27 protein-coding genes and 1 pseudogene are annotated in these 25,846 nt (G+C 31.0%); 3 read left to right on the top strand and 25 right to left on the bottom strand.

Annotated elements, in window-relative coordinates; all coding sequences use genetic code 11:
• Nucleotides 1-8: 8 nt before the first annotated feature.
• The 4 genes from HMPREF3154_RS08115 to HMPREF3154_RS08100 all read right to left on the bottom strand — a co-directional run bounded on the left by HMPREF3154_RS08115 (nt 9) and on the right by HMPREF3154_RS08100 (nt 2,080).
• Complete coding sequence (locus tag HMPREF3154_RS08115; protein ID WP_002432980.1) at nt 9-569, bottom strand: GNAT family N-acetyltransferase; 561 nt, start codon at nt 567-569, stop codon at nt 9-11.
• Between the two features lie 122 nt (nt 570-691).
• The gene (locus HMPREF3154_RS08110) at nt 692-988 is read right to left on the bottom strand and encodes a hypothetical protein (RefSeq protein ID WP_030059136.1); all 297 of its coding nucleotides are present in this window, start codon (nt 986-988) and stop codon (nt 692-694) included.
• Nucleotides 989-1,129: 141 nt separating this feature from the next.
• Nucleotides 1,130-1,567, bottom strand: a complete 438-nt coding sequence (locus HMPREF3154_RS08105) for an SA0632 family lipoprotein (protein ID WP_030059138.1) — start codon at nt 1,565-1,567, stop codon at nt 1,130-1,132.
• A gap of 57 nt (nt 1,568-1,624) precedes the next feature.
• Nucleotides 1,625-2,080, bottom strand: a complete 456-nt coding sequence (locus HMPREF3154_RS08100; RefSeq protein ID WP_030059140.1) for a GNAT family N-acetyltransferase — start codon at nt 2,078-2,080, stop codon at nt 1,625-1,627.
• A 143-nt stretch (nt 2,081-2,223) separates the two neighbouring features.
• Here HMPREF3154_RS08100 and HMPREF3154_RS08095 point away from each other — a divergent pair, with 143 nt between their 5' ends.
• On the top strand, nt 2,224-2,913 hold the full coding sequence (locus HMPREF3154_RS08095; protein WP_023350700.1) for a DUF1129 family protein: 690 nt from the start codon (nt 2,224-2,226) through the stop codon (nt 2,911-2,913).
• A 69-nt stretch (nt 2,914-2,982) separates the two neighbouring features.
• Here HMPREF3154_RS08095 and HMPREF3154_RS08090 read toward each other — a convergent pair whose 3' ends face one another.
• The 9 genes and pseudogenes from HMPREF3154_RS08090 to HMPREF3154_RS08050 form a co-directional block, all read right to left on the bottom strand.
• Nucleotides 2,983-3,471, bottom strand: coding sequence for a DUF456 domain-containing protein (locus tag HMPREF3154_RS08090; RefSeq protein ID WP_030059142.1), 489 nt, complete (start codon nt 3,469-3,471; stop codon nt 2,983-2,985).
• 6 nt (nt 3,472-3,477) lie between these two features.
• Nucleotides 3,478-4,635, bottom strand: a complete 1,158-nt coding sequence (locus HMPREF3154_RS08085) for a sugar efflux transporter (RefSeq protein WP_168992770.1) — start codon at nt 4,633-4,635, stop codon at nt 3,478-3,480.
• A 124-nt stretch (nt 4,636-4,759) separates the two neighbouring features.
• Complete coding sequence (locus HMPREF3154_RS08080) at nt 4,760-5,614, bottom strand: LysR family transcriptional regulator (RefSeq protein WP_070474611.1); 855 nt, start codon at nt 5,612-5,614, stop codon at nt 4,760-4,762.
• A gap of 92 nt (nt 5,615-5,706) precedes the next feature.
• A complete protein-coding gene (locus HMPREF3154_RS08075) occupies nt 5,707-6,312 on the bottom strand; it encodes a ribonuclease FAU-1 family protein (protein WP_002433428.1) in 606 nt (201 codons plus the stop codon).
• A 415-nt stretch (nt 6,313-6,727) separates the two neighbouring features.
• Entirely contained in the window at nt 6,728-7,195 is a 468-nt protein-coding gene (locus tag HMPREF3154_RS08070) for a cupin domain-containing protein (protein WP_030059146.1), read from the bottom strand.
• On the bottom strand, nt 7,195-7,911 hold the full coding sequence (locus HMPREF3154_RS08065; protein WP_002433248.1) for a YebC/PmpR family DNA-binding transcriptional regulator: 717 nt from the start codon (nt 7,909-7,911) through the stop codon (nt 7,195-7,197). Before HMPREF3154_RS08065 ends, HMPREF3154_RS08070 begins: the two co-directional genes overlap by 1 nt.
• 303 nt (nt 7,912-8,214) lie before the next feature.
• The gene (locus HMPREF3154_RS08060) at nt 8,215-8,574 is read right to left on the bottom strand and encodes a transcriptional regulator, SarA/Rot family (protein WP_002433103.1); all 360 of its coding nucleotides are present in this window, start codon (nt 8,572-8,574) and stop codon (nt 8,215-8,217) included.
• Nucleotides 8,575-8,659: 85 nt separating this feature from the next.
• Nucleotides 8,660-10,858 (bottom strand): annotated as a pseudogene (locus HMPREF3154_RS11800) (helix-turn-helix transcriptional regulator).
• Between the two features lie 282 nt (nt 10,859-11,140).
• Nucleotides 11,141-11,800 carry a Bax inhibitor-1/YccA family protein gene (locus HMPREF3154_RS08050; RefSeq protein WP_002433380.1) on the bottom strand — a complete coding sequence of 220 codons (660 nt, stop codon included), beginning with the start codon at nt 11,798-11,800 and terminating at the stop codon, nt 11,141-11,143.
• A 429-nt stretch (nt 11,801-12,229) separates the two neighbouring features.
• Here HMPREF3154_RS08050 and HMPREF3154_RS08045 point away from each other — a divergent pair, with 429 nt between their 5' ends.
• Nucleotides 12,230-13,039, top strand: coding sequence for a LysM peptidoglycan-binding domain-containing protein (locus HMPREF3154_RS08045; protein WP_070474607.1), 810 nt, complete (start codon nt 12,230-12,232; stop codon nt 13,037-13,039).
• Nucleotides 13,040-13,334: 295 nt separating this feature from the next.
• Here HMPREF3154_RS08045 and HMPREF3154_RS08040 read toward each other — a convergent pair whose 3' ends face one another.
• From HMPREF3154_RS08040 to graX, 7 genes are all read right to left on the bottom strand, one after another.
• Entirely contained in the window at nt 13,335-14,345 is a 1,011-nt protein-coding gene (locus HMPREF3154_RS08040) for an inorganic phosphate transporter (RefSeq protein ID WP_002433186.1), read from the bottom strand.
• A 14-nt stretch (nt 14,346-14,359) separates the two neighbouring features.
• Nucleotides 14,360-14,977 carry a DUF47 domain-containing protein gene (locus HMPREF3154_RS08035; protein ID WP_002433514.1) on the bottom strand — a complete coding sequence of 206 codons (618 nt, stop codon included), beginning with the start codon at nt 14,975-14,977 and terminating at the stop codon, nt 14,360-14,362.
• A 601-nt stretch (nt 14,978-15,578) separates the two neighbouring features.
• Nucleotides 15,579-17,468 carry an FtsX-like permease family protein gene (locus HMPREF3154_RS08030; protein ID WP_023350706.1) on the bottom strand — a complete coding sequence of 630 codons (1,890 nt, stop codon included), beginning with the start codon at nt 17,466-17,468 and terminating at the stop codon, nt 15,579-15,581.
• Entirely contained in the window at nt 17,458-18,219 is a 762-nt protein-coding gene (vraF, locus tag HMPREF3154_RS08025; RefSeq protein WP_002433512.1) for an ABC transporter ATP-binding protein VraF, read from the bottom strand. Before vraF ends, HMPREF3154_RS08030 begins: the two co-directional genes overlap by 11 nt.
• Nucleotides 18,220-18,363: 144 nt before the next feature.
• Entirely contained in the window at nt 18,364-19,404 is a 1,041-nt protein-coding gene (gene graS, locus HMPREF3154_RS08020; RefSeq protein ID WP_070474602.1) for a histidine kinase GraS/ApsS, read from the bottom strand.
• A complete protein-coding gene (graR, locus tag HMPREF3154_RS08015; protein ID WP_002433229.1) occupies nt 19,397-20,071 on the bottom strand; it encodes a response regulator transcription factor GraR/ApsR in 675 nt (224 codons plus the stop codon). The genes graS and graR overlap by 8 nt, the downstream gene beginning before the upstream one ends.
• Before the next feature lie 16 nt (nt 20,072-20,087).
• Nucleotides 20,088-21,011 carry an auxiliary protein GraX/ApsX gene (gene graX / locus HMPREF3154_RS08010; RefSeq protein ID WP_002433148.1) on the bottom strand — a complete coding sequence of 308 codons (924 nt, stop codon included), beginning with the start codon at nt 21,009-21,011 and terminating at the stop codon, nt 20,088-20,090.
• A 120-nt stretch (nt 21,012-21,131) separates the two neighbouring features.
• Here graX and HMPREF3154_RS08005 point away from each other — a divergent pair, with 120 nt between their 5' ends.
• Entirely contained in the window at nt 21,132-21,638 is a 507-nt protein-coding gene (locus tag HMPREF3154_RS08005) for a GNAT family N-acetyltransferase (protein ID WP_002433205.1), read from the top strand.
• 211 nt (nt 21,639-21,849) lie between these two features.
• Here HMPREF3154_RS08005 and HMPREF3154_RS08000 read toward each other — a convergent pair whose 3' ends face one another.
• The 5 genes from HMPREF3154_RS08000 to dhaL all read right to left on the bottom strand — a co-directional run bounded on the left by HMPREF3154_RS08000 (nt 21,850) and on the right by dhaL (nt 25,837).
• Nucleotides 21,850-22,899 carry an alpha/beta hydrolase gene (locus HMPREF3154_RS08000; protein ID WP_002433382.1) on the bottom strand — a complete coding sequence of 350 codons (1,050 nt, stop codon included), beginning with the start codon at nt 22,897-22,899 and terminating at the stop codon, nt 21,850-21,852.
• A 176-nt stretch (nt 22,900-23,075) separates the two neighbouring features.
• Nucleotides 23,076-24,143 (bottom strand): YkvI family membrane protein, encoded by a 1,068-nt coding sequence (locus HMPREF3154_RS07995; RefSeq protein ID WP_002433414.1) that lies wholly within the window; start codon nt 24,141-24,143, stop codon nt 23,076-23,078.
• A gap of 174 nt (nt 24,144-24,317) precedes the next feature.
• The gene (locus HMPREF3154_RS07990; RefSeq protein ID WP_070474597.1) at nt 24,318-24,818 is read right to left on the bottom strand and encodes a hypothetical protein; all 501 of its coding nucleotides are present in this window, start codon (nt 24,816-24,818) and stop codon (nt 24,318-24,320) included.
• A gap of 63 nt (nt 24,819-24,881) precedes the next feature.
• Entirely contained in the window at nt 24,882-25,259 is a 378-nt protein-coding gene (gene dhaM / locus HMPREF3154_RS07985; RefSeq protein ID WP_070474594.1) for a dihydroxyacetone kinase phosphoryl donor subunit DhaM, read from the bottom strand.
• Between the two features lie 2 nt (nt 25,260-25,261).
• On the bottom strand, nt 25,262-25,837 hold the full coding sequence (gene dhaL / locus HMPREF3154_RS07980) for a dihydroxyacetone kinase subunit DhaL (protein WP_030059161.1): 576 nt from the start codon (nt 25,835-25,837) through the stop codon (nt 25,262-25,264).
• Nucleotides 25,838-25,846 lie beyond the last annotated feature (9 nt).

Here is a 25,846-nt window from a genome sequence, read left to right as displayed (position 1 = left end):
AAGAACTACTAACCTTCACTTTGTGAAGGAAGTAGTTCTATGTAATATCTAACATGGCGTTTGAGGGGATGGTATTTGCTTAGGTTTGGAAATTCGAAGTTATCTAAGAAGGTCATTCCTATTTTCTCCATTACCTTTCTTGAAGGTAGATTTGTTTCAGATGTAAAACTATATAATTCAGTAATGCCTTTTTCTTTTGCGTATGACAATACAGCCTGTGCACCTTCAGTAGCTAATCCGTTACCCCAAACTTCAGGAATTAATCGCCAACCAATTTCATAAAAAGGTAGTTCTTTAAAAGGATATTTGCTGTCTTCGGGGATGTAGTTTACTCCTATAAACCCTAACCATTCACCTGTTTCCTTTAATTCAACCGCAAAAAGGCCGATTCCATTATCTTTGATAATTTCATCCATTTTTTTCATATCAAGTTCTGAACGACGGTAACTTAATAAACTTGGAAAATACCTACGGACTTGCTGATTTGCATTCATTTTCTGAAATGGTAATAAATCCTTTTCTTCCCAATCACGCAACTTCAAACGTTCAGTTTCAATGTAAGTTCCCATGTTAAACACTCCATTTTACCCATAAAGCTTAATTCAATATTATTCTAATACAAAATTAACGCGTTATGAAGTTGTCCCCACATTCATATCGCGCTAATCATTTCTGTCATTATGTTTAATTTTTATGCTTTAGAAATATAACTAATTAATTTTACGTGAACAGGAATTTCTTTTAAACGATCACGTTGTTCTTTAGGTGCAGTAAATGTTGCATCAATAAAATCATTTTGATGGTTTAAACGATATGTTGCAACGAATGTGTCTGTATCAGATTCAAAGTTTGGTAAATGTGCAATCACACGTTTAATTTCACTAGTTGAATCAATAATAGTACGTCCAGTAATATTTTCTAATTCTCTGCCCAATTCAGGTAACGTAATATTTTGTTCTTCTAAAATATTAAAATCTTGTTCGTGCATCGTTAATCTCTCCTCTTATAGATGTGTAGTATCAATCATCTTTCATAAATTTAATTCAAAATAGTATTAAATACTCACTTTGTAAATTGATTTTGTGTAATTTATCAATTATATTACCCTATTCAAAACTGCATCAAACATTTATTGATCTGAGTTTTGTGTATTGGAAGTAGTTTTAGAATCGTTATTCTTACTTGTAGAGTCACTTTTTTGTGTCTCTTTGTTAGGCGTTTGTCCTTGGTTAGATTGCTTCGATTTTGTAGAATTTGTTGATTGTTCTGAATTAGTCGTTGAAGAATCTTCTGAATTTTTATCTTCACTTGAATTAGATGAATCTTTTTCAGATGAGTTACTAGACGAATCTTCAGCCGGCAATTCGTTGATATCTTTTTGAAGATTATCTTGCTGATCTTTAAGTTTGTTTTTTTGGTTTTCTAAATCTTTTTTCTGTTTCTTTAAATCTTTATTTTCTTTCTCTAATTGGTCAATGCTTTTTTCTAAAGAAGCTTTCTCGTTACTTTTACCACATGCTGTTAACATTAAAGTTGATGCTAAGAGTAAAGTGAACCATTTTTTCATGATAGACTCCTTTGTTTAAACTTATAAATACAATTTATTTTAACATGCTTTTTTAATTTATTCATTTTTTCCCTTTAATTTTTTAGACATTTTTAGATGCGACGTTTGATAGCCTAAATTTTCATTTAATTTTACCATGTCGTTGTTTTCTTTATTAACTGTACTTTCAATACTTATAGCATCCATTGAATTCGCCCACTGCTCAATATCTCGTTTTAACTTTGAAGCAATTCCTTGTCTTCTAAAGTCTGGTTTTACATATAGTACTTCAATTTGTACTATTTTGAGCTGCGGTTCATAATGCGCCCAAATAAATCCTTTAAGACTACCCGCATGTTCATTTATTAAAATAATATCATTCGCATATTTTAGTCTTGAAATAATCATTTCATATCTTAATGCCATTGATGTTGAAGTCACTTGATAATTAAATTCATTTTCTGAGATTAAATGTTCATGTATTCTAGCTATTTCGTTAATCCAACTCTCATCTTCCAATGTCATTTTCTTCATATAAAGAACTCCTCAATTGTTAATGATATTAATAACACTTATATGATATTATTAGTCATAATAACACGTCATATATTTTATTTATAAATAAGAATTGTCTATGAGGTTTTACTTTTAGAAAATGAAGGAGCACTTAAATTATCATGAAATCTACAGCACAATTAACTAAGGAGAATAATGTTAAATCTTTACGACTTAACAACACCGATCGTGAAATATTTGAGAATTACATGACGTATATTCGCGCTGACTTAAGCGTGAATCCTCATGATTCAGAACTTATGTTAAATCGCATTTTGAAACATTTGATTCGTGCTGAAGATAAAGGCATGCTAGCGATGGAGTTCTTTGATCATGATCCTAAAGCACATGCTAAAAAAGAAATTAAAGCGCTACCCAATGAAACCATTAAGAACATTTTTAAGTATATATATCATAATTTTATATTTTTAATAGGCATGTTTTGCTTCTTAAAGGGATTTATTGGCTTTTTTATTGGAGGAGATAGTAACTACTTGTATCTATATACTTTCCCAATAACTGTAATCGTAGGTCTCTTTATAATATTCTTATTTATATGGATGAGTTTTAGGACAATTCAATTACAATGCTTTAATAATTCACATTGGGTTTGGTGGTTAACATATGGCGTTATAGCTTTGCTATTAATTACCCTGTTTTATGTATTTTTTATTCCTCAGTCATTTTTAGCATTTGGGCCTTATATTAATGTAAGTAATTGGACGTTTATTATTATTGCAATTTTAATTACGCCTATTGCGTTTTATGTTGACCATCATTTTTATAATAGAGACGCTAACACACGCATGTAAAAAGACTTAGTTTCAGTCTTCCCACGGGAGAATTTTACTGAAAGTAAGTCTTTTATTTTCAACAAAGCATTAATTAATTAAGAACACATCTACAAAGAACCAGATTACCATAATGACCATAATGATTGCTTGAGCTACTGTACTAGCTAGAAAAGCTACAACAGAGCCTAAACTCACCTTTAAAGCTTTCTTAAAATCAAAACCATTTAATAATTCCACAACAAATACTGCAATTAACGGAACTAATATTATGCCAAATGGTGGAAATACGAAACACCCAACGATAACACCTACAAGCGCAGTATACTCGCCCACTTTACTTCCACCAAATCGATTAACAAAGTATTTATTCATCATGAAATCAGCCACGAGAATAAATAAAGTAAATAAAATCATAGCTACGTAAAATATCCATGATAAACGGCCATCGTTAAAACCTATTTGATAAATTAAAAAACCTATCCACATGACTAGCATTGATGGAATAATCGGCTTAATTAAGCCTACAAATGCTAAGACAAACATGAGGATAATAATTATCCATAAAACTGCTGTCATCTAAATCTACTCCATATCTTCTTCAGTTATTTTTTGATCTTTTGTAAAGAAAATAAGTATCATACCAATTAGAATTGACGTCGCTGATACAAAAAAGACATTTTCCAAACCAACCCAATGGCTCATAACGCCACCTAATAAATTTCCACATAATTGACCTATAACCATTGCATTCGCAAATAACGTAGAGGCATAACCCGGGAAATCAGGTAAAATATCTTGAAAGTAACTAATTCCTAATCCTAATAGTATAGCTAAGAAAATTGCTAAGAAAACTTGACCAGCTAACATCATGTAAAAGTTTTTAAATACACCAATGCTAAAATAAAATGCGCCACCAAAGAGCGAACCAAAAAGTAGTAAAGTTCGTGTTGGAAATTTGGCTGATATAATACCTAATATAACCATGAAAGGCACTTCAAGACCAGCACATAAACTCGCTAAATATCCTACATAACTATCACGTTCTCTTAGATAATTTGTGACGAATAATGGCATATTCATCGTGTACATCCATTGTCCAATATGTAAAAGAATAAACGCGATAAACGGAATAAATAATGCTTTATCTTTAAACATATTTGGAGCGGATTTCTCAACATGATGTTGCGATGAGACTTGGTATTCAACTGGTAAATTCTGATAGAAAAAGACTTGTAGAATTAAGGTGAACAATAGAATAGCTACCGTTCCACCAAATAACCCAGAATATCCATTTAATTCGATTAATTGTGACCCTATAAAAGGACCAAATAAAAATCCTAATGAAAACATGGAACGTAACACGGTATTTGCAAACTTCGCACGATCTCGCGAACTTGAGATATTAATTGACTCTCTTGCAGAAGCATATAATTGCGGCATTGCTGGAGCAAATAAACCTTGGAAAATTGCATATAGAACTATAAATAACCAGATTTGATGAACATAAAAATAAATAGAAAAGCTTACGGCACCCATGAATAGTGCACTAATAATAAGGACTTTCCTATTAACATTATGTGTATCAGAAAACCTAGCAATAATTGAATTCACTACGAATTGACTAACTGCAGCTAATGCTAATAATAAACCATATTGAGTTGTTGTCATTCCTAAATCTTTTGTAGCGAATAAGACGAGGTATGGTACAGTCACTGCTATACCCATGCCGAGTAGCATCATATTCACAACAAACAGTTTATAGTTTTTAATATGAAACAGTGCTGTAAACAATTTTCAAACCTCTATTCTTTTATTAAATTGTACTTTTTTTAAAATAGACTAAATGGCAATACCTTTTAAAAATTTATCGAATAAAATTCAACATTAGATTTACAAATGAATCTACTTGAGGCAGTTGCAACATACTTCCATCATAACTCATATAAGTTGAGCGTATGAGAGGTTCTTCATCAATACTAACCTTCTCAAATTCAAACATATTTTTATCGATATGCTTCATCATAATTTCAGGTAAAATCGTTACCCCCACACCACTTAAAAGCATTTCCTTACAAGTTGCAACTTGGTCCACCGTTATCGTTGCATGATAATCTTGACCTAAATTATCATTGTACCATTGCTTAATTTGATTAATATAAATAGGATCTGCTTGAAATTCAATAAATGGTAACTTTGTAACATTCTCACGTCGATCTTTGGGATAAATAAAGTAGTGGTCATCATTAAATAGGTGTGTATTAGATAGATTCATGACTTTATTCCCTCTGGTAATCATGACGTGATAATCTCGATGATTTGCTTTAATCTGTTCAGTAGATCCTACTTGAACTTGGATTTCTACGTTAGGAAACTGTGTATTGTATAAACTCAATACTTCGGGTAATAACGTTTGGCCGATTAAAGACGAACATCCTATTGAAATCGTACCATTCACCTCTCCGATATGTGCCTGCATTTTATCGAAGAATAAACGTTCACGTTTCAACATATCACGCGCATGGTCAATAATCATAGCGCCTTCAGTTGTAGTGATCAATTGTTTTTTTGTACGAATAAATATTTCTACTCCAAACGAACCCTCAATCGCTTTTAAACGTTGAGTTACAGCTGGTTGTGAAATATATAATATCTCTGCCGCTTTACGTAACGTTTTTGTTTCATCTAGAGTGATGAGTAAACGATAATCATCAATTTTCATAGCGTCCCCCTAAATATTTCTATCCTTAAATCTTTGCTATGATGATTTAGCTTTAGTTGATTAACCTTCAACCACATATCCTTTTAATGTCATTACTTTGCTTTACGTCGGTGATGTTTATGCTTATTTTTGGGTTTAAAAGGACGTTTATGCTTATTTCTTAGAGATTTATGATAAATTTTATTGTAACAATGCATGACCTTGTCTTGAACCTCTGAAAAGTTCTCTTCTATTTCAATCATTAATTGATGAGCAATAATATAAGCCTCATGATATTGTTTCTTAGAAATTTGCTTATTTTGCAAGGCATACATCAAATCATCTTCGTCTACAAGTTCATATTCCCCAGTAGGTAACACCAGCACATCTAAACATAAATCTAACGTACGTGCATTTCCCTTTTGAGTGATATTTTTAATATTAATATCAAAATAATATTCTAGCGGATTACCTTTATCATCAAACATGACTGTAATACTATATCGCTTTTTTTCTGGTAGTATTTGCAACCATCTATAATTGTCATCTGCAACTATTATGTTTTGTCCAACTACCGTCACCTCTAAAGGCTCACGAACCTTTTTCATCGTGACCAAGCCGATAATACCTTTAAATCTATTATTATTAACTTTAACCTCTGTATACTCTCTCTCTACCAGGCGACGCCAGTGACGTTTGTCTATATATTTTACTTTCACAGTCACCAACTCCTTATTTTTATTATATAAAACTGGTTAGTTAATGTCATCTTAATGTTTTTAGATTAATGACTTTTACACTGTTATTTTCAAAATTATATTAAAACTATTTTACTATAAATTGATGTAATTTACTTAAAATTGATAATGTTACTATGTTTTAATATTAACTCTAGATATTTCCAGAATTTTCTAATTAATGAGTGGTAAGTCTTAAATGTTATTTTGCCTCAACAAAAGAAAGAAATAAATTAATTGAAGAAAAGTAATGAAAGAACTTGAATATATTGTAGATGTTGCGAAAAAACTCTTTGACTCAGCCAATTAACAAACTTATTTTGACACTAAAAGTTTAATTTATATTAAAAAAACCTTTAAACGGACTAAGTTTAAATCCATTTAAAGGCTTCATTTATTACAATACAGCGTATTTTCTTATAATATTTTCTAAGTCGGGATAATGCTTTAACAATTGGTCTTGTTTCAACAATTCGAAATGTTCAAATTCGAAGGCAGGTTGACACATGCATCCGACAAGGCTATAACCCTCATTATCATCTATAGAAGATGCAAATATTGTACCTTTAGGAACACAATATTGTAATACATCTCCAGCGGATATATTTTGACCTAATTTCACACTACGATACTTACCTTGTGGTGTAATCATGTGAATAGTTAATGTTTCTCCGGCATGATGATACCATACTTCATCTGCGTCAATTCGGTGAAAATGAGAAATATTGTCATGTGTTAAGAGGAAATATATACTACTATAAGGTGCTCTATTAAGCGTATCTTCACGTAGTGTTTCTCTATAATAACCGCCTTCAGGATGAGCTATTAATTTAAGTTCTTGAATCCACTCTTTTGAAGTTTTCATTATTTTAAATCTACATTGTGGAATACGTTTTGAACATCTTCTAAATCTTCAAGTGCGTCCACTAACTTCTCAAATGTGGCTTGATCTTCTTCAGATAACTCAATATCTGTTTGAGGCAACATTTCAAATTCTGCTACTTTAAAATCCTCAACCCCAGATTCACGTAAAGCATCTTGAACTTGAGCAAATTGATCAGGTTCTGCATAAACAATTGTTAATCCATCTTCATCAATGACATCTCTCACATCAACATCTTGTTCCATTAATGTTTCTAAGATTTCATCTGCAGATTTACCTTCTACACCGAAAGTCGCTGTATGATCAAACATGTAAGCTACTGAACCAGAAACACCCATATTTCCGCCATTTTTACCGAAGGCTGCACGCACATCTGAAGCTGTACGATTCACATTATTTGTTAAGGCATCAACAATTAACATTGAACCACTTGGTCCAAAGCCTTCATATCTTAAATGATCGTAATTTTCCTCACCAGCACCTTTAGCTTTATCAATAGCTCTATCAATAATGTGATTAGGTACTGAATATGTTTTAGCACGTTCCAATACTAATCTTAGTGCTTGGTTAGATTCTGGATTAGGTTCTCCAGATTTTGCTGCTACATATATTTCTTTGCCGAATTTGGCATAAATTCTACTCGTATTTTTATCTTTTTGGGCCTTTTTCTCTTTAATGTTGTTCCATTTACGTCCCATAATGTCATCTCACTTTCGTACTCTATGTTCTTCATTATATATTTAGCAGTAATTTTTGTAAAATCTCTTAAACAGATGTAAACTACTGCTATATCAATATTTTTAAAGTGATATTTAACTGAATTTATTCTGTTTTCTACAATTATTATTAAAAAACAAAGATGCTTTTTTAGTTCCTCTCATCTTTGTGCTAAAAATTTTGTGATTTATATCAGTCTCTATCTAGCATAATACTTATGTATGTATACATGGAATAAACATAAAAAGTGTCGATTTATAATATTTATAAATCGACACCCTCAATTAGATATTTAAAAAGTTTTCAACGTCATCAAATAAAGCATTAAATATTTCCAAGTTTTCTTCACTCATATATAGAAAAATTTTTCTTTCATCTCTAGTTGATCTTACTTTGCTTAATTTCTCTTTATCTATTAATCTTCGAATTGATACTAGTAACTTTGTTCTACTTAATTCTAATTCACTTATAGCTATTTTTAAAAATGATTGCATAAGTATTTGTTCATCCGAACAATACTTTCTAGCTAAGTCTAGTACAGCAAGATCATTTAATGTCAACTTATATTCTTTATCTATATATTCAGATAATGCTTTATATTGTTTGTAAAATCCTAGTAGTTTTTCTAGCTTCTGTTCATTCAAGACGCGCACCTCCAAATATATCTAGACAATGTATAGTAACATTATCCTAAATATCTGGATAATTGTCTTTGGCATTTGTTTTTAATCATATGTCAAAATTACCAATAAATTTAAATTGAATTGTGTTACGCCTTTTTTATTTTGTTATTTTTTTTATAGATTTTTACAAGATAAGCCGAATTGTACTTCAAGCTTAGCTTTAATGACGATTCTGTAAAATCATGCTCAAAAATTTCAATATTAGGTCTAAAATTATCTTCTACTTTGATTAAAAATTTAGTAGACCATTGATATTTATTCCGTAAATTAGGTGGAATAATATGATTAATGTTCCCACTCTCATTATCAACTTTTACAATCATACATATATATTCATCTTTAAGTTCTTCTTCACAAAAATTAATGTAAATATCAATATTATTAAAGTTGTCTATGCTTGATTCGCTTTCAACTACTCGCCAATCATATAAATAAAGGAGATATCTATCGCTACTATCAATAATGTTATAGAACCCATTTTTAACTTTGTTTTGATTAATCATCCAACTTAAATCATTAAATATTAACCCATATGTTGTTTTAAAACCATTTTCATCAAATAAATGAACAGAATTAAATAAATCTGGATGAGAAAATAAATTTAAGCCGTACCCTGAAAAATGCTCTTTTAATTTAATAACAGACAGATATAAGAGTGGTGCACTATGACTTAAATCAATCTCTTCATTATTTAACAGTTGGTGATTAACTAAGTTTAAAAAGATGAGGTTTTCTTTACTAAAATCAAATTGATTTAAATTTACACTTAAGTGTTTCAACTGTAGAACATTTTTCAATAGAAGACCTTCATTGCTATCCATTAAATAAGGAGATGTCAATTGTGCATTGTCTATATAGAGATAATCAAATTTTAGTCTTTTAATTTGCGCTTCTAAAGATTTAAATTGAGCTGGATCGTCGACCATACAACTAATATCTAAACCGATAGTATAATTTATGTGTGTATTCTGCATTTTTAAAATATCTCTATATACACTACGTATATCTTTATCATTTAAATTGAAAATAAATTGAATCTCATAATTAGAATTGTGATTTTTCTTGTCCAATTGCTTAAGACTTGTTTTAAAACTCTCTATTAAGTCATTTATATGTTCAATTTCATTAACATTGAAAGCTATATGTAAATCATTTTCAATAATAGTTTGGCTAATATAATTTTTTTCATTTTGTGTTAATAATTTGCCATACTCATATAAATAAGGCATAAAGTAGAAGATAATATTAGACCCTTCATAACCCATTTTCTGATAAAGTCCTTCTAAAAATAGCAACTTCATTTCTTCAATAGTATGAATTTGGATGACTGAATAAAAAGGAGAAGCATTTACAATTTGTGAATTATCAATTCTAATTTCATCATATATATCTGAAACATCGTTAGGTATAACTGAACGGATGAGTTTTTTTAATGGCCTTTTTTGTTTTCTGGCACCGTTTCATCTGTACAACCATTATATTTATCATATTTTTTCATAGTCCGATATTCATTAGGTGTCACACTTAGATAATTCTTGAATAATTTAGAATAAGTCGAGGCGTTACTAAATCCTAGTGCATCACTAATTTGACTAATCGTTTTATTCGTGGTTAATAACATTTCTATAGATTTACTAATTTTCAATGTATCAACGTATTTTTTAAACCCCATTCCCATTAGAGTGTGAAATTGAGAAGACAGATTAGATTTTGATATGTAGAGTTGGTTCGAGATATCTCTTAAAGTTAACCTTTCACTCATATGATTGTATATGTAATCTAATTCATCTTTTAAGTCACCATAAAAGGCATAAATGTATTGATCTTCGGCTATTTTTTTATCTATACTCGCTTCCTGAGCAAGCATTTCAACAATTTTATTAATAAGTTCATATTCTTTTTCAGTGTTCCCATCAATATAATTTAATGCAAGTTGAGCCATCAAATATTTAATTTCATTTGTAGATTTAATCAACTCAGCAGTGTAGTGGTAATCAAAAAATGCATATCCTAATTCTGCAAACCAATCACTAGAAATGTACATTTCTAATGTAGTTCCATTGTCATTGATTCCAAAAACATCCATATTATTAACAATATATAATTCATTATTAATCGTTCTTTGCTTTCTGAATTGTTGAAGATGCATACTTCCCTCAATTGGCCAAAATAAGAGTATCCCATCTTGGCATCTTGTTGTTGAATACTCGTTCTTAGAAAGTATATGCAAACAGGAATGTGACATTACTTTACCTCTTTTCCTATTTTAAATAGCCTACTATAAATAATACTTAACCATTGTTCACATTCGATAAACGCCAATTTAACACAATATGAAAATTATATCAAAAGCGAAATTATATATATAATCAATTATTTTTTATGTATCTGTTCTATCTAATTATACATTAAAAAAAGATGTGGCGTTAAAATTCCATAACTCAAACAATTATCAAGCCATTTAATAACTCAAATGCTCTCATTAGGAAGAAATACGCCCACATCTTGAATATTAAACATTATAGATTTAATTTTTGAAACGATTAGCTAATCTTAGTATATCTTCTATTATATTTAATAAATTGATAAATAGGTTAAAGCCCATTTCTCGTGGTGAAAACTGACCTCTTTTCATCCTATTGAAATCATAAAGTGTATATAATAGGAACAATAACAAGCTAATAACTGTGATTACAGTATGGAATATAGGGTTATGAATAAATAATCCTATTAAACTAGCAATAATTAATGCTATTAAAGTAACAAATAAATATTTTCCCATACTTGATGCGTCATTAATTAAGAAATACCCTACAATACCAAACGCTATAAATGCACCTATTGCAAGTAAAATATTTTTATAAAATACTTCTGCACCTAAATTTTGTAGATATGCAGTAAACATCGCATATGAAAGTAGTCCGACAATAATAGCGTATATATGCGAGATGATGAGACCATATTTACGCGCCCGTTTTATAAATAATGTAGCCAGTAAAATAACAAATAACGCTATAGATAGAGGTTTTCTCCAAGACATAGGTAAGTATTGACCGAAGTAACAACCTATTCCAAAAATAATCCAATAGTACATAAAGAACAGCCATACCTTACCGTAAGCATGGGATTGGTGCTTATCTTTAGAGTGATTTTGTGATTTGTTTGCACTTTGAGTCGATTGGGACATTTTTTAATCTCCTTTTATACTAAAAAATTCTCAATTACTAAAAGTTTACAATAACCAATAAAAATTCTAAAGTGTTTAACTTAGTATTATCTAAATATAAAGAAGTTTCCGAAAACTTATCTATAATTAATATTACTTTATTACAATTTATAAAACTTTCATGAATTAATTTTAATCAAAAAAGTCTATAAATCCTTTAAAATCAACTAATACAGGTTATATGTACTTTTCGTAAAAATTGTTAACAATATTACAAGGTAATAACAAAGCCCACAGAGGCTATTATTTTTGTTAGTATTGGGTACGTAATAAGAAAGTATAGTCAAAAGTAATTAAAGAGTTAGGTTCATGTTTTAAGACTTGTGGGGACAAATGTCTACATAATAAACACAATCAATTTAATTTAATTACATTTAAGGAGGAGTCACTTTGAAAAAGTTAGCCTTTGCAGTAACAGCCGCTTCAGGTGCAGCCGCAGTACTTTCACATCATGATGCTGAAGCTTCAACCCAGCATAAAGTTAAATCAGGAGAATCTTTATGGAGTATTGCTCAAAAATATAATACTTCAGTAGAAAACATTAAACAAAATAATAATTTAAATAATAACATGGTGTTCCCTGGACAAGTTATTAATGTAGGTGGAAGTGCTTCACAAAGCTCTAATTCAAACGCTTCTTCTAACACAAGTTCAGCTTCTACACACACTGTAAAAGCTGGAGAATCATTAAACATTATCGCCAATAAATATGGTGTTTCAGTTAACGCTTTAATGAAAGCAAACAATTTAAATGGTTATTTAATTACACCTGGCCAAACATTAAAAGTACCTAATGGTGGATCAGGCGCTGGTGCAGCTGGTACAGCTACTCCATCTACAGGAAATGATTACAACTCACCTTCATTTAACCACCAAAACTTATATACTGAAGGTCAATGTACTTGGTACGTGTTCGATAAACGTGCACAAGCTGGTAAACCAATTAGCACATATTGGTCAGATGCTAAATATTGGGCAGCAAACGCAGCAAATGATGGTTATCAAGTAGATAATAACCCAACTGTAGGTGCTATTATGCAAAGCACTCCAGGACCATACGGTCATGTTGCTTATGTTGAACGAGTTAATGGAGACGGAAGTATTCTAATCTCAGAAATGAACTATACTAATGGACCATACAACTCTGATTATCGTACAATTCCAGCTTCAGAAGTATCACTTTACGCTTATATTCATTAATTCAATAGATTTATTGATTACCACTTAAGGCATCTACCCGTCTTAAGTGGTTTTTTTATGCCAAATTCTCTTCTATTATATATGTCGTAGTTATTTATACTCCGCCATTACTAATAATAATGAAAAATTTAACCATTCAGTTAAATATTTCCTGGGTATAAACATTAATCCCCCTCACAAATTTATTATTCAAAACACAAAAATACCAACAAAACCTTTGATTTTGTTGGTATTTTGCTACTTATAAGCTTATTAAAGTTACAAGTCTTTATATCTAATATTGCTATGTTATATCTTATTTTAAAAATAGATGCATGATAAAGTACACAATGCCAGCCAATAATGCTGAAATTGGTAACGTAATTACCCAAGTAATAACCATTCGTTGAGCTGTACTCCATTTTACACCTTTAGCGCGGTTAGAAGCGCCTACACCAAGGATTGATGAAGAGACAACGTGAGTTGTTGATAACGGGAAGTGTAGTGATGACGCTACGAAAATTGTTAATGCAGAAGAAAGATCTGCTGCTGCTCCGTTAGCCGGACGAATTTTCATAATGTTACCACCAACAGTTTTGATGATTTTCCAACCACCTACTGCTGTACCCAGACCCATTGCAGTGGCACAAGCAATTTTAACCCATAACTGAGGTTCTACACTTGAACCAGTCTGAAGATTCGCAACGATTAATGCTAAAGTGATAATCCCCATTGATTTCTGAGCATCGTTCGTACCATGTGAGAATGATTGTAATGCTGCAGTAAAGATTTGGAAAAATCTAAAGTTACGATTTGCACGTGTTAAATTTGCGTTTTTAAATACGACTTTCACGATAGAATACATAATAAAACCAACACAAAATGCAATGATTGGTGAAATAATTAATACAATAATTATCTTCGTGAATCCTTGATAATGTAGTACTGCAAATGAACCTTGAGAAGCTATAGCCGCACCAGCAATTGACCCAATTAATGCATGTGATGAAGAACTTGGAATACCATATAACCAAGTTACTAAGTTCCAAATAATTGCTGCAATAATTGCTGCTAAAACAACAACTAGACCATGTTGTAATTTAAATGGATCAACAATATCCTTTGTAATTGTTCCGGCTACCCCAGTAAATGTTAAGGCACCAATAAAGTTCATTACTGCTGCTAATAAAATAGCAGATCTAGGAGTTAAAGCTCTTGTAGAAACAGCAGTTGCTACAGCGTTGGCAGTATCATGGAAACCATTGATAAAGTCAAATACTAATGAAAATATAACTATAGCTATCGTGACGATTAAAATATATGACATAAATGAGGACTCCCTTAGCTATTTTTCATAATTATAGTTTCAAAGTTATTAGCAACTGTTTGGCATTTATCAGCAATTTCTTCCATACTTTGATAAATATCTTTTATTTTAATTAATGTGATTGGATCTGTTTCACTGTTAAAGATGTGTTTCATTGACTGTCTTAAGATTCCGTCACAATTTGTTTCAAATTCTTTAATATTAATAGAATGAATACGCATGTGAGATAATTTTTTGTCTACTAATAATCCTACTGCTAACTTCATTTCAGCAACTGCTTTTTGAATATTTTCAACAAATTCAGCCATGTATTCATCTGTATATTCAATTGAATACATTTCAAACATAGCAGATGTCTCTTCCATCGCATCTAAAACATCGTCGATTGCATTACATAAAGATAGGATATCTTCACGTTCGATTGGTGTAATAAACGTTTGATTCAAGTCAGTAATAACTTGGTGCATCAACTCGTCACCATGTGACTCATACGTTTTAATATTATCAGAATAAGCTTTCAAATCTAAATGTGTGTTGAAATCCATTTTTCCGAATTCAATTGCTGCACGATCTAGGTTGAATACCATTTCTTCTAATTGAACCATGAACTTATCCTTTTTCTTACTAAACATTCAAAATCCTCCATTTTGAGCGATTGTCACCAATCACATTCATAAATTTTTAATCCGTAAGACAAGTGGTTTAGGAACATATTTACAATTTTCAGAAAAAAGTAGTAAGCAATACTCTTATTGTAAAAAATATGTAAATTAATTATAAAGTTAAAACAAGCTGATGTTCTTAAATATCCCGTTTTGTCCCTACTTGAAAATAGCACAAAATTTACATAACTACAATTCTATTTACAAATTCTTAACAAATAAGAAACTTAAACTTTACATATTTTCCTGAATAAGATGTTCATAGTCCTATTTTTAAATTAGTGATCAAATTCTAAAACGAAATTCTAATTTTAGAAATCAATCAAAAAATTAATTAGAGCGCTTAAATTCTACTCCATTACAAAGTTAACGATTTCTCTCTTAAAATTCAAATATTTATAAAATGATGCTAAACAATATTGATATGTAACTAAACATGCACTTCCAAATGCATTTATTTAAGCTATGTGATTTAAAAAATAACCATTATCCATAAATTAAGGCTCAGCATCAAATTGTCTTGTGATGCTAAGCCTCATAAATCATAATATTCTATTCTATAATAGGTGAATTAAATTGAATGTCTAATTGTTCGCTTAGAATGATTATAGCCTATAATCGCGAACACTGCGTAAATACCTGTATATAAAGCCATAACAATAAATATAGGTAATTGATTAGTTACACCCATTAAATGCATGTAGGCAATCGACGCAAAATAACCATGTAATAACGCAATAATCAAAGGTAAACCGAAATTAAAAATGACTTTTAACTTCAACCCTTTTGCCATATCTTGATGCGTAAAACCAAGTTTTCTCAATATAGAATAGTTTTCTAACTCATCTTCAGTTTCATCAATTTGTTTAATATATATAATACAGCCAGCAGCAATTAAAAACGTTATTCCTAGGAATGATGTTACAAATAATAGTACGCCAGTTAAACTCGATATTTCACTTGCAGCTTCACTACGTGTTTCAATATCTTTACTAATACTTTGGACGATTTTCTCCAATTCAGGTAAGTCCTTTTTGTGTTTTATATCAAACCCATATTGAGATACAATATGTTTTCCTTTAGCGTGTTCTCTCAATCTCTGATAATCCTCATCATTTAACACGAGTGTTGCTCCACCTAAATCTACACTAGACATAAAGTAAACTTTATTAATTGCTTTTCTGAGTTTTACTTTAACATAATTATTTTTTGTACCTATAAGAGTTGAACCTTTACGATCAACTTTAACTACATCTTTAATTGAACCTCTAGGGACTATGATATCTGTTTGACCACTACCAATATTAACATTAGGGATGTATTTATCACTTGTTACAGCAATCACACTTGGCCTTGAAATACCTTCTGTAAACATATGATCTTTATACAAATGAGCATAGACAACTTCTTTATAATTATAGTAATGTTCAACGTTACGATTGTTTAATTCATATGCTAACTGATTTGCCTGCTTTTGACTTTTCAAAGTGACGTCATGAGGTGAACTTAGTAAGACTTCATTCGTTAAAGTACTTCTACTTAAAGCCGCAAAACATAGCACAGAAACTGTAATCGCCGACACAACTGCCATCACCGTTAATGAAAAAGCATTTTTTCTGATACGGTAAATGATAGATGATGTAAACATGACATCTGTCACACTGACATTGCCATTTCTAAAGTATTGTATAGTTTTTAAAATTAAAGATACAGTACTTCTAAAGAAAAAGTATGATCCTAAAACAGTTAAAAATAGAATAACGAAAGGTTGTAAAATTGAATCAACATTTTCAACTAATTTAGTTGATAAAAAGTATCCAACACAAATCATAATAATCCCAAGTAAACCTAAGATAACTTCACTCAATGTAATTTTAGTATCATTTACTTCTTTTTTAGTAAAATCATGTGCAAGCTCATGAATCGAACGTTTACGTATAAAAATGTAACTTTGAATAATAATAAGTATATACGCTACCAAAATGAGTAAAAGAGTCTCTAACACTGCATGAAAATTAAAAATAATAGACACACTAATATTTATGCCCAGTAATCGAAGCACAATCATTAAAAGTATTTTCGAACCAAAAATACCTACAGCAATACCAATAATTACTGTTATTACAAATGTCATTAATTGCTCAAGCATAATCATTCTCATTATGTTTGATCGCGTTAGTCCTATAATTTGTAAAAGTGAAAGCTCACGCCCTCGTCTTTTCATAAATAAAAAATTTGCATAAAGTAGAAATACAATAATAATTATAAAAAGAAAATAACTACCAACTTGAGAACCTTCTTTAATAATCGGGTAGGATTGATTTCCATGAAGATGGTGAGCATATTTTAATGTAACAAAACTAAAATATAATACCACGCTTATAATTAGTGATAATAGATAAATGGCATAACGCGCAATATTTTGCTTAAAGTTTTTAAAGATAATCTGATTAAAACTCATAATTTACTCCACCAAGTACACTTTGTGTTCTGATAATTTCTTTATAAAAAGTTTGTTTATCATCATCACCTTGATATATTTCAGTAAAAATTTGTCCATCTTTTAGCATAACGACTCTATTTGAGAAACTTGCTGCAACTGGATCATGCGTAACCATAATAATCGTTGTTTGAAATCTTTCATTCATATAGGTCAATCTTTTGAGTAGGTCTTGAGTACTTTTAGAATCCAAAGCTCCTGTTGGTTCATCAGCAAATATAATTGAAGGTAAATTAATGAATGCTCTTGCTGCAGAAGTACGTTGACGTTGGCCGCCAGATAACTCGGATGGATATTTATCACTAATATCACTAATATTTAACGCTTCAACAATTCGATTATAACGTCTAGCCATTTCTTCTTTTCCAACTTTTTGAACAGATAAAGGTAGCATAATATTCTCTTTTACCGTTAAAGTATGTAGGATATTATAATCTTGGAAGATAAAACCAATATCTTTTTTTCTTATTTCAGAAAGTTGCTTATTAGATAATCTTTCTAATTGTTTACCATTCAATGTAATTGAACCTTTTGTCATATAATCAATTGAGCTTAGGACATTTAACAATGTTGTCTTCCCTGAACCAGATGGCCCCATAATTGAGATGAATTCGCCTTCATCTACACTCAAATTAATATCTTTTAATACTTCTTGAGCTACATTTTTACTTCCATATATTTTTGACAATTGTTTAACTTCTAATATAGTCAAATCATCACTCCTGACTTACTTTAAACATTTATGCTCTCTAATTCAGCCAAAGCTAAACAAGTTCAAATTATCATCACTTTATACACTTATATTATAACGACTAAAAATTACAATTGTGATAATTGTAAGTAACAAAACGCATGTTTAAAATGACAATCTTGTCACTTTAGACATGCGCTCTACAATTTCATTTTGTTGAGGGAAAATTAAATAAAATGTAGTGCCTTCGCCTACTACAGACTTAACCTTCACGCCAATGCTCAATTGATCTTTAACATTATTCACTAAATATAACCCCATCCCCGAAGAAGCTGTTTCATTTCGATTAAGAGTAGATGTGAATCCTCTATCGAATATACGAGGTAAGTCTTTCTTACTTATTCCTCTTCCATGGTCTTTAATTTTTAGAACAACGTGACCATTTTTCATATAACTTGATAATTCAATTGTAGTATTATCACTATATTTCAATGAATTAGATAAAATTTGTCTAATCATCATTCTGCACCATTTCACATCTGTAAACACTTTATCGACATCTTCAAAGTCTAGATCGAATCCTATCCCTTTCGCTTGACTGATATGACGTGTTAATTGTATTTCATCAATCACCATACGTTTTAACTCCACATGATCGAAGTACATATCACGATTCTTTGATTCTAAACGCGTTAAATATAATTGCTTATCTAACATCTCATTAATTCTCGACCACTCAAATAATAACGCTTTTTTACGTTGTTCATCGGTTTCTTGATCGATTAATAATTTCATTGCTGTCACAGGTGTTTTAATATCATGTACAAACTCTGTGATTGTTTGTTCATGGTTATTAATTTGTAATTGTTGCTCAACGACCTGATCTTTTTGTGCTGTGATATGACGATATAAGTAATCAATTGTTAGTTGTTGAAATGGCGTTTCCGCTAAATCTTTATGTTTGATTTCCTCTATTTCTTTGTTTTTATAAAAGTGCTTTGACAAGCGGACTTCCTTTACGAAAGTAAATATTAAGAAAAGGACACTTAATCCTAGATTGAGCACAACAATATAGCCTACACTCTCAACTGAAATATCATAATCAATGTAGGCGATACCCAACATAATTACATTTAAAAATATAATCCATAGTATCCAATTACTCCGAGACCTAACAAATAACCAAAACCATTTAAAGTTATTCATGAGCCATATATCCTTTACCGACTTTCGTCTCTATCGCATCATCCATACCAATTTCTGCCAATTTTTTTCTAAGGCGATTCACGTTAACGGTAAGTGTATTATCACTCACAAACGCTTCATCATCCCATAGTGCTGTAATCAACGTATCTCGTGTCACAATTTGATTCTTTTTATTAATAAGCATCTCTAAAATAATCATCTCTGTCTTAGATAAGAAGATTGTTTTGTCGGCTTTTTGAATGCTATCTTTTGATAAATCCACTACAGTATCTTGCCAATTTAAAGTGCGTTTCTCTTCGACGCCAAATTCATAGACACGTCTATAAATAGCTTGTAACTTCGCAATAAGTACATTAGTATAGAAAGGTTTTTGCATGTAATCATCTGCACCGAGTTCCATACTCATAACTTGATCCATTGGATTATCTCTTGATGAGAGGAATAAGATAGGAACATTTGATTCTTGTCTCATTTTTCTACACCAATAAAACCCGTCATATTTAGGGAGTTGAACGTCTAGAATAACGATTTCTGGATTAAATCTCTCAAAAGTGTCCATTACATTACCAAAATCTTCCACACCTACTACGTTGAAATCCCATTGCTCTAATTCTTTTTTTAATTCTTGAAATAGCGTATTGTCATCTTCGACCAATAGTATTTGCATAACAAATCACCTGAAATTATTTAGTATATTTAAATTTCTCACCTGATTGAACACGTCCTTGAAAATGCTTAATCCTGCAATCAATCTCAAACCCTCGCATAAGTAAACCTTGAATAGGTGCTTGAATAAAGTAATAAATCGGCCAGAATAATTTAGGTATATAATCATATAAGTGAACCATCACTAAAGACGTTCCTTTAAGAAGTCTAAATTCTAACTTACCTTGCTTTTTAAGATTGGGTTTGGCTAACTTACCACCAACAAGATGTAACGTAATGATATCTTCGGCAGTCTGTTTTTTCTTAAAAATTGCTAAAGGTTTTCTACTATTTTTACGATAAATAATATAATCTTCATCTTCTTTTTTGGTATGTACAAACGTACCTTTAGTTTCATCTAACCATTGACTATAGTAGTCTACAAGTTGATTCAAAGTCCACTTTTTCGGCAGGACCATTTTCATCGCTGTACGAACATCATCATATTTGGAAGTTTGTAATTCAACATTAATATGCGGACGTTTCACTTCTACATTTGTACGTTCTACAGGAGCACCATAAGCGCCTAATCTTTCCATCGTTTCATTGTCGTGACGACTTCCAGGTATATAAATTAATTTTTTAATTTGATTTATTGCTGCTGCTCTACCAAAGTTATCTGCAGCTATTAAATTTAAATCACGAGCGGTTGCTTGAGTTAGTTTTGCAGAGTTTTTAGTTGGATCTAAATAAAACACAGCTACATCCATGCCTGCCATAGATTGAACTACATTTTCATAATTAAAAATATCACTCTTCAACCATGTAATCTCTTCTGTAGATCCTTTATCAGGTTTAGGATATTTAGATAATGCGTAAAGCTCAGCATCTTTTTCTATTACTCTACTCAAATATTTACCGATATAGCCGGTTCCACCTGCAAGCAAAACTTTAGGCTTCATGGTTATCGACTCCTTAACTTTTTCTAATAATTAATAAAATATCACTGATTCAAGCATAAAACTTTAAACTATACTATAATGAAGGAAACTATTTACTTAATTGAAAAATGGAGTGTTTTCATGGCCCACGTAATTCGTGAGATTAGTATAAAAGACGTTGAAAACTTTATAGATTTGTTAAGCAAAATTTATGATGAATCAGATTTTACGTTTTATAACCCTGGTGAGTATTCACCAAGCATTGCTTCTGTTAGTCAAAGTTTAGAAAGTTACATCACAACACCTTCAAAAGCAATTTTTGTAGCAGAAAGTGACGAACAACTCGTTGGTTACGCATTTGTGAATACAGAGACTTTCGAACGTACACAACATGAGGCTGTAGTCTATCTTGGTGTAAAAAAGTATTATCAAAAACATGGTGTTGGTCAAGCGCTCATCAATTCAATCGAAGCTTGGTCACTTAATCATAATATTAGACGCATAGAAGCTACAGTTGTCACTGAAAATTCACGAGCTATTGAACTTTTTAAAGGTACAGGTTTCACTATCGAAGGTGAACTTAAAGATAAACTTTTTATAAATGGTCGTTATTTCAATGAGTACGTAATGGCTAAAATATTAAATTAATTTTTAGTCTTATTTTAAATTTTACCACATATTACAAGTTTTAAATAATAACTATAAGTTGTGAATTTGACTCTTTTACTTGAGTTTTATTCTAATCCAAAATTTCTTAGTGAGTATTTAAAAACTATATGCATTCATACCTTATTTAATTGATAAAATAAAGGCAAATCGTTAGGCTTTAAACTAACCTTAACGATTTGCCTTCTTTATATTATTCAAATGGATATAGCGATACACTATTATTTGTTTGATTACCGGATTTCACATCTGTTGATTCTCCACTTTCAACGCCGGAAGATGAAGTATTTCTACTTAAAAATAACAATACTTTTTTAATATTCTCTTTTGATTCTGGTTTATCTAAATGAAACTGATATTGATGATGTAAATGATGTGTTCCATCATAAAATAGCGTATCTACAGGTACATTTTCTGATTTAAGTGCTTTATAGAATTCTTCATTTTGACTATAAAATGGATCAGCATCTCCAACTGATAAGTAAGTTGGTGGATATTGTTTAGTGACTTGATTTATCGTCGACATTTGAGATAAATTCTTAAAATTAGTTTCCCAGTTATTCATACCTGTATAGCTTTTCATAAATAATTGAATTCTTGGAAATTCTGTTGCCTTCACTGTTTTCATATCATAGAAACCACCAAAGAATATAGCTGCTTTGATTTGTGATGGCTTGAATTGTTGTTTGAAATTCATTTCTTTGCGTAAACTTTTATTAGTTTGCATTGCAACGTACTGACTCGTTAATTGAGCTCCTGCTGAATCACCACCAATAACAACTTGGTTGAAATCAATGGGTAGTTCGTGTTTATTCTGCTTTATAAATTTAACTGCCTCATTCATTTGCTCTAGCGGTGTTGGATACTTATATTGTGGAGCTAACGCATAATTCACATTTACTACAATATATCCTTGTTCAGCTATTTTAGACAGAAGTGGATTTTTATATTGCTTATCACCTGCTATAAAACCACCACCATGCATCCAAAAAATTACTGGCAATTTGGTATCTTTACTCATATCAGAAGGCGTAATAATATCTAATTTACTATTAGGTAGTCCTTCGCCATAAGAAATATTTTGAAATAATTTCACGCTCTTATTATTAATTTGAACATGCTCTCTACCTTGTTGTTTTTCCTGTCCTTTATCATAGTGATTTTTCAAAAGAAAACCCAAGACGATTGCAATGATTATGACGATGAATAACGTTATCAACAACCATTTATATTTTTCTTTCATTATTGGTAATCCTCTCAAATCATGACTTCTTTCAATAATTTATATCTTAGATGACTTAGGTCATTAACTTTTTCTGAAAAATAAAGAAAAAGCAATTCACCTTTTAATTGAAAGATGAATTGCTTTTAAGATTAAATCAATCATTTTAAATTGTAAAGTGTATACGAAATAACAACTTATGCAATGTGTTTCTTGTCATCATTTTTACGTTTGAAGTACTTGATTAGTACTGCTACAACGATAAACATACCAACAACGCCCATAAATTTATATAACACGTTAATTAAATCTGCGAATCCTACGAAACTTAAAACATAAGCTGCAATCATCATAATAATGATAAAGATATGATATTTCTTGCTATATGGTTCAGTAAAACGTGCCGCGAATGAATAACAAAGTCCTAAAATAGTGTTATACATTACAGCTAACATAATAACAGTTAATACTAAACCAATCCATGGATTGATTGAGTTGGCTAAGTCTAATGTAGGAATATCTGCGTTTTTAATTTTTGGATATTCTGTTTGTAGTGAAAAGTTAATTAGTGCAAGTAAGATGGTATAAATAACGCCACCGAACATCGCACCAGCACCTGAAACTCTACGCTTAGACGCATCGCCACCAATAGCAACGACTGTACTAAAGCCAACTGCAAAAGCAAGACCTCCGTATACAAGTCCCCAGAATATACCTTTCCATGCACTTGTTTCTGGTACTGTATTATTTACTTGGGCAATTGAGATATCACCAGTAAATAAATAATAAACTGCAATAAGGATAACCATTATAATTAGAAATGGTGTAACAATCCCTAAAGCTCTAACAATCTTATTAAAATCAAGTAATAATGTTAAATAAATTACAATTGTCATGATCAAGGCGCCTAGCCAAGTAGGTATATGAAAGCTTTGGTTAAACGTTGATCCTGAACCGGCAATCATTGTTACAGCGATACCAAACAAGAAGAAGACTAGAATATAGTCAAATACTTTACTAAATTTCTCACCAAATACATATTGTAAAGTAGATTCATGATTGGTAGCTTCGAAGGCTGTACCAATTTTAGCTACTTGTCTACCGATAAATCCTAGAATGAAACCTGAGATTAAAACACCGATATAAGACCATAAACCAAAAGGTGTAAAGAATTGCATAACTTCTTGACCAGTTGAGAATCCTGCCCCTACAACGATGCCGACATAAGCAAATCCTATTTTTATTGCTTCTTTATTCAGCCCCATTTAAAAAATTACCTCCTTAGATTTTCACAGTGAGAATTATAACGTACTGTTTTTTATTTTCAACCCCACCTATTAGACTTATACATTAATGCATAAAAGTAGGGAAATTTGTATAAAAATAGCCATTAAAGTGTGGTAACTCTAATGGCATTATAAAGAGATAAATACGTTTAACTAACGTGCATCTTTATGTTTGTTTAATTCATTAATATCGACAACAATGTTGTCCATACGTTTTGCAGTGTCTTTAAGCACATTACGTGCTACATTATTATTAGGATCAAGTTTAAGAATACGTTTAGCTACATCAAATGCTTTCTTATCAGAAATAACAGGCTCTGGAATTGCGTGAAGCAATAGCATTTGTAGTAAACTTTTAACTTCATTTCCGTTAGTGAGTTTTATGGAAGACTCAGCATGATAGTATGCAGAATCTAAAGCACCTTCGTATTCACTCATCGGATAAACAAGTAGTAAGAATGCTAAATCATGCAATTCAGATGTTTCTTCATTTCTAATTAAATCTAAAATGCATGTATAAAACATCATACTCTCTACTTCATGAGCGCTAGAAATATATGCCTCTTCAAATTCCATAAAATCTGTTTCGGACATTAATTGTCGTATCTGCTCGAATTCGCCATTCAATACATGTCTCTTTATAAGGTGTTGCATGGCTATGTCCTCCTATTATCCAGATTTTATTTAACAATTATAACTATAATATCATAATTTTAGTTAATTTTCACTTGAAAAAGACGTACGATAAACTTCTTCAATTGCTTCTTCAACACTACCACCAGTAGACAGCTTAACAGACGCAGTAAAACTACCTTCAACGAGTGGCGCATTAACTTTTAAAACTTGATGGTCGCCTTCATACATTTCTATTGCCATGTCTAAATTCATCACAGCAGATCCTAAATCAAAAAAGCATAACGCATCGTCTTCTAAATGATTGATTGCATCTTGGATGCTATTAAAAGAAGTACCTATACCACCATCATCTGTGCCACCACATGCTAAGACGTCAACGTCACTCACCATTTGTTCAAGCAATTGTTTCGTCCCGTTTGCGATATCAACACTATGACTTACTAACACTATTGTAGGCATATTTACTCATCTCCTATTAAAGCATTAAGTATATAAACCATACTTTGTGCACCCGGATCAATGTAACCTTTAGAATCCTCTTTAAAATAAGCAGCTCTACCCTTCGTCGCTGTCATATCTTTAGTATCGTCAGCATAACCTTGTAATTTATCTAAGGTCACTTTTTCATCATGTTGTAGCGCTTCGCTTGCCCTTTCGACAACATCATACATAGTCTTTTCATTTAATTCAACTTTACCTCTTTGAGCTATTGCATCTGCAAATGTTTTTAATAATACTTTTAGGTTATCCTTATCGATTTCATCCTTAACAACACTAGACATTTTGACAAAACTAAAGCCATATAATGGTCCGGATGCTCCGCCAATGTTAGACATCAATGTCATTCCAGTTGATTTAAACAATGAAGCCATATCTTTATCATCGATATTATCTTTCAAATGAGAGAAACCTCTTTCCATGTTTACGCCATGGTCACCGTCACCTATCGATCTATCTAAATCGGTCAATTCTGATTCTTTATCTTTAAAAGTATCCGCTAAACTTAATAATTGAGTTTTCATTTTTTCTACATTCATAGCTAACAC

This window comes from Staphylococcus sp. HMSC06C11, from assembly GCF_001808345.1.
In the GTDB taxonomy this organism is placed as follows: domain Bacteria; phylum Bacillota; class Bacilli; order Staphylococcales; family Staphylococcaceae; genus Staphylococcus; species Staphylococcus capitis.
The sequence above is the reverse complement of the archived record's forward strand: the minus strand, read 5'-3'. Positions and strand labels throughout refer to the sequence as shown.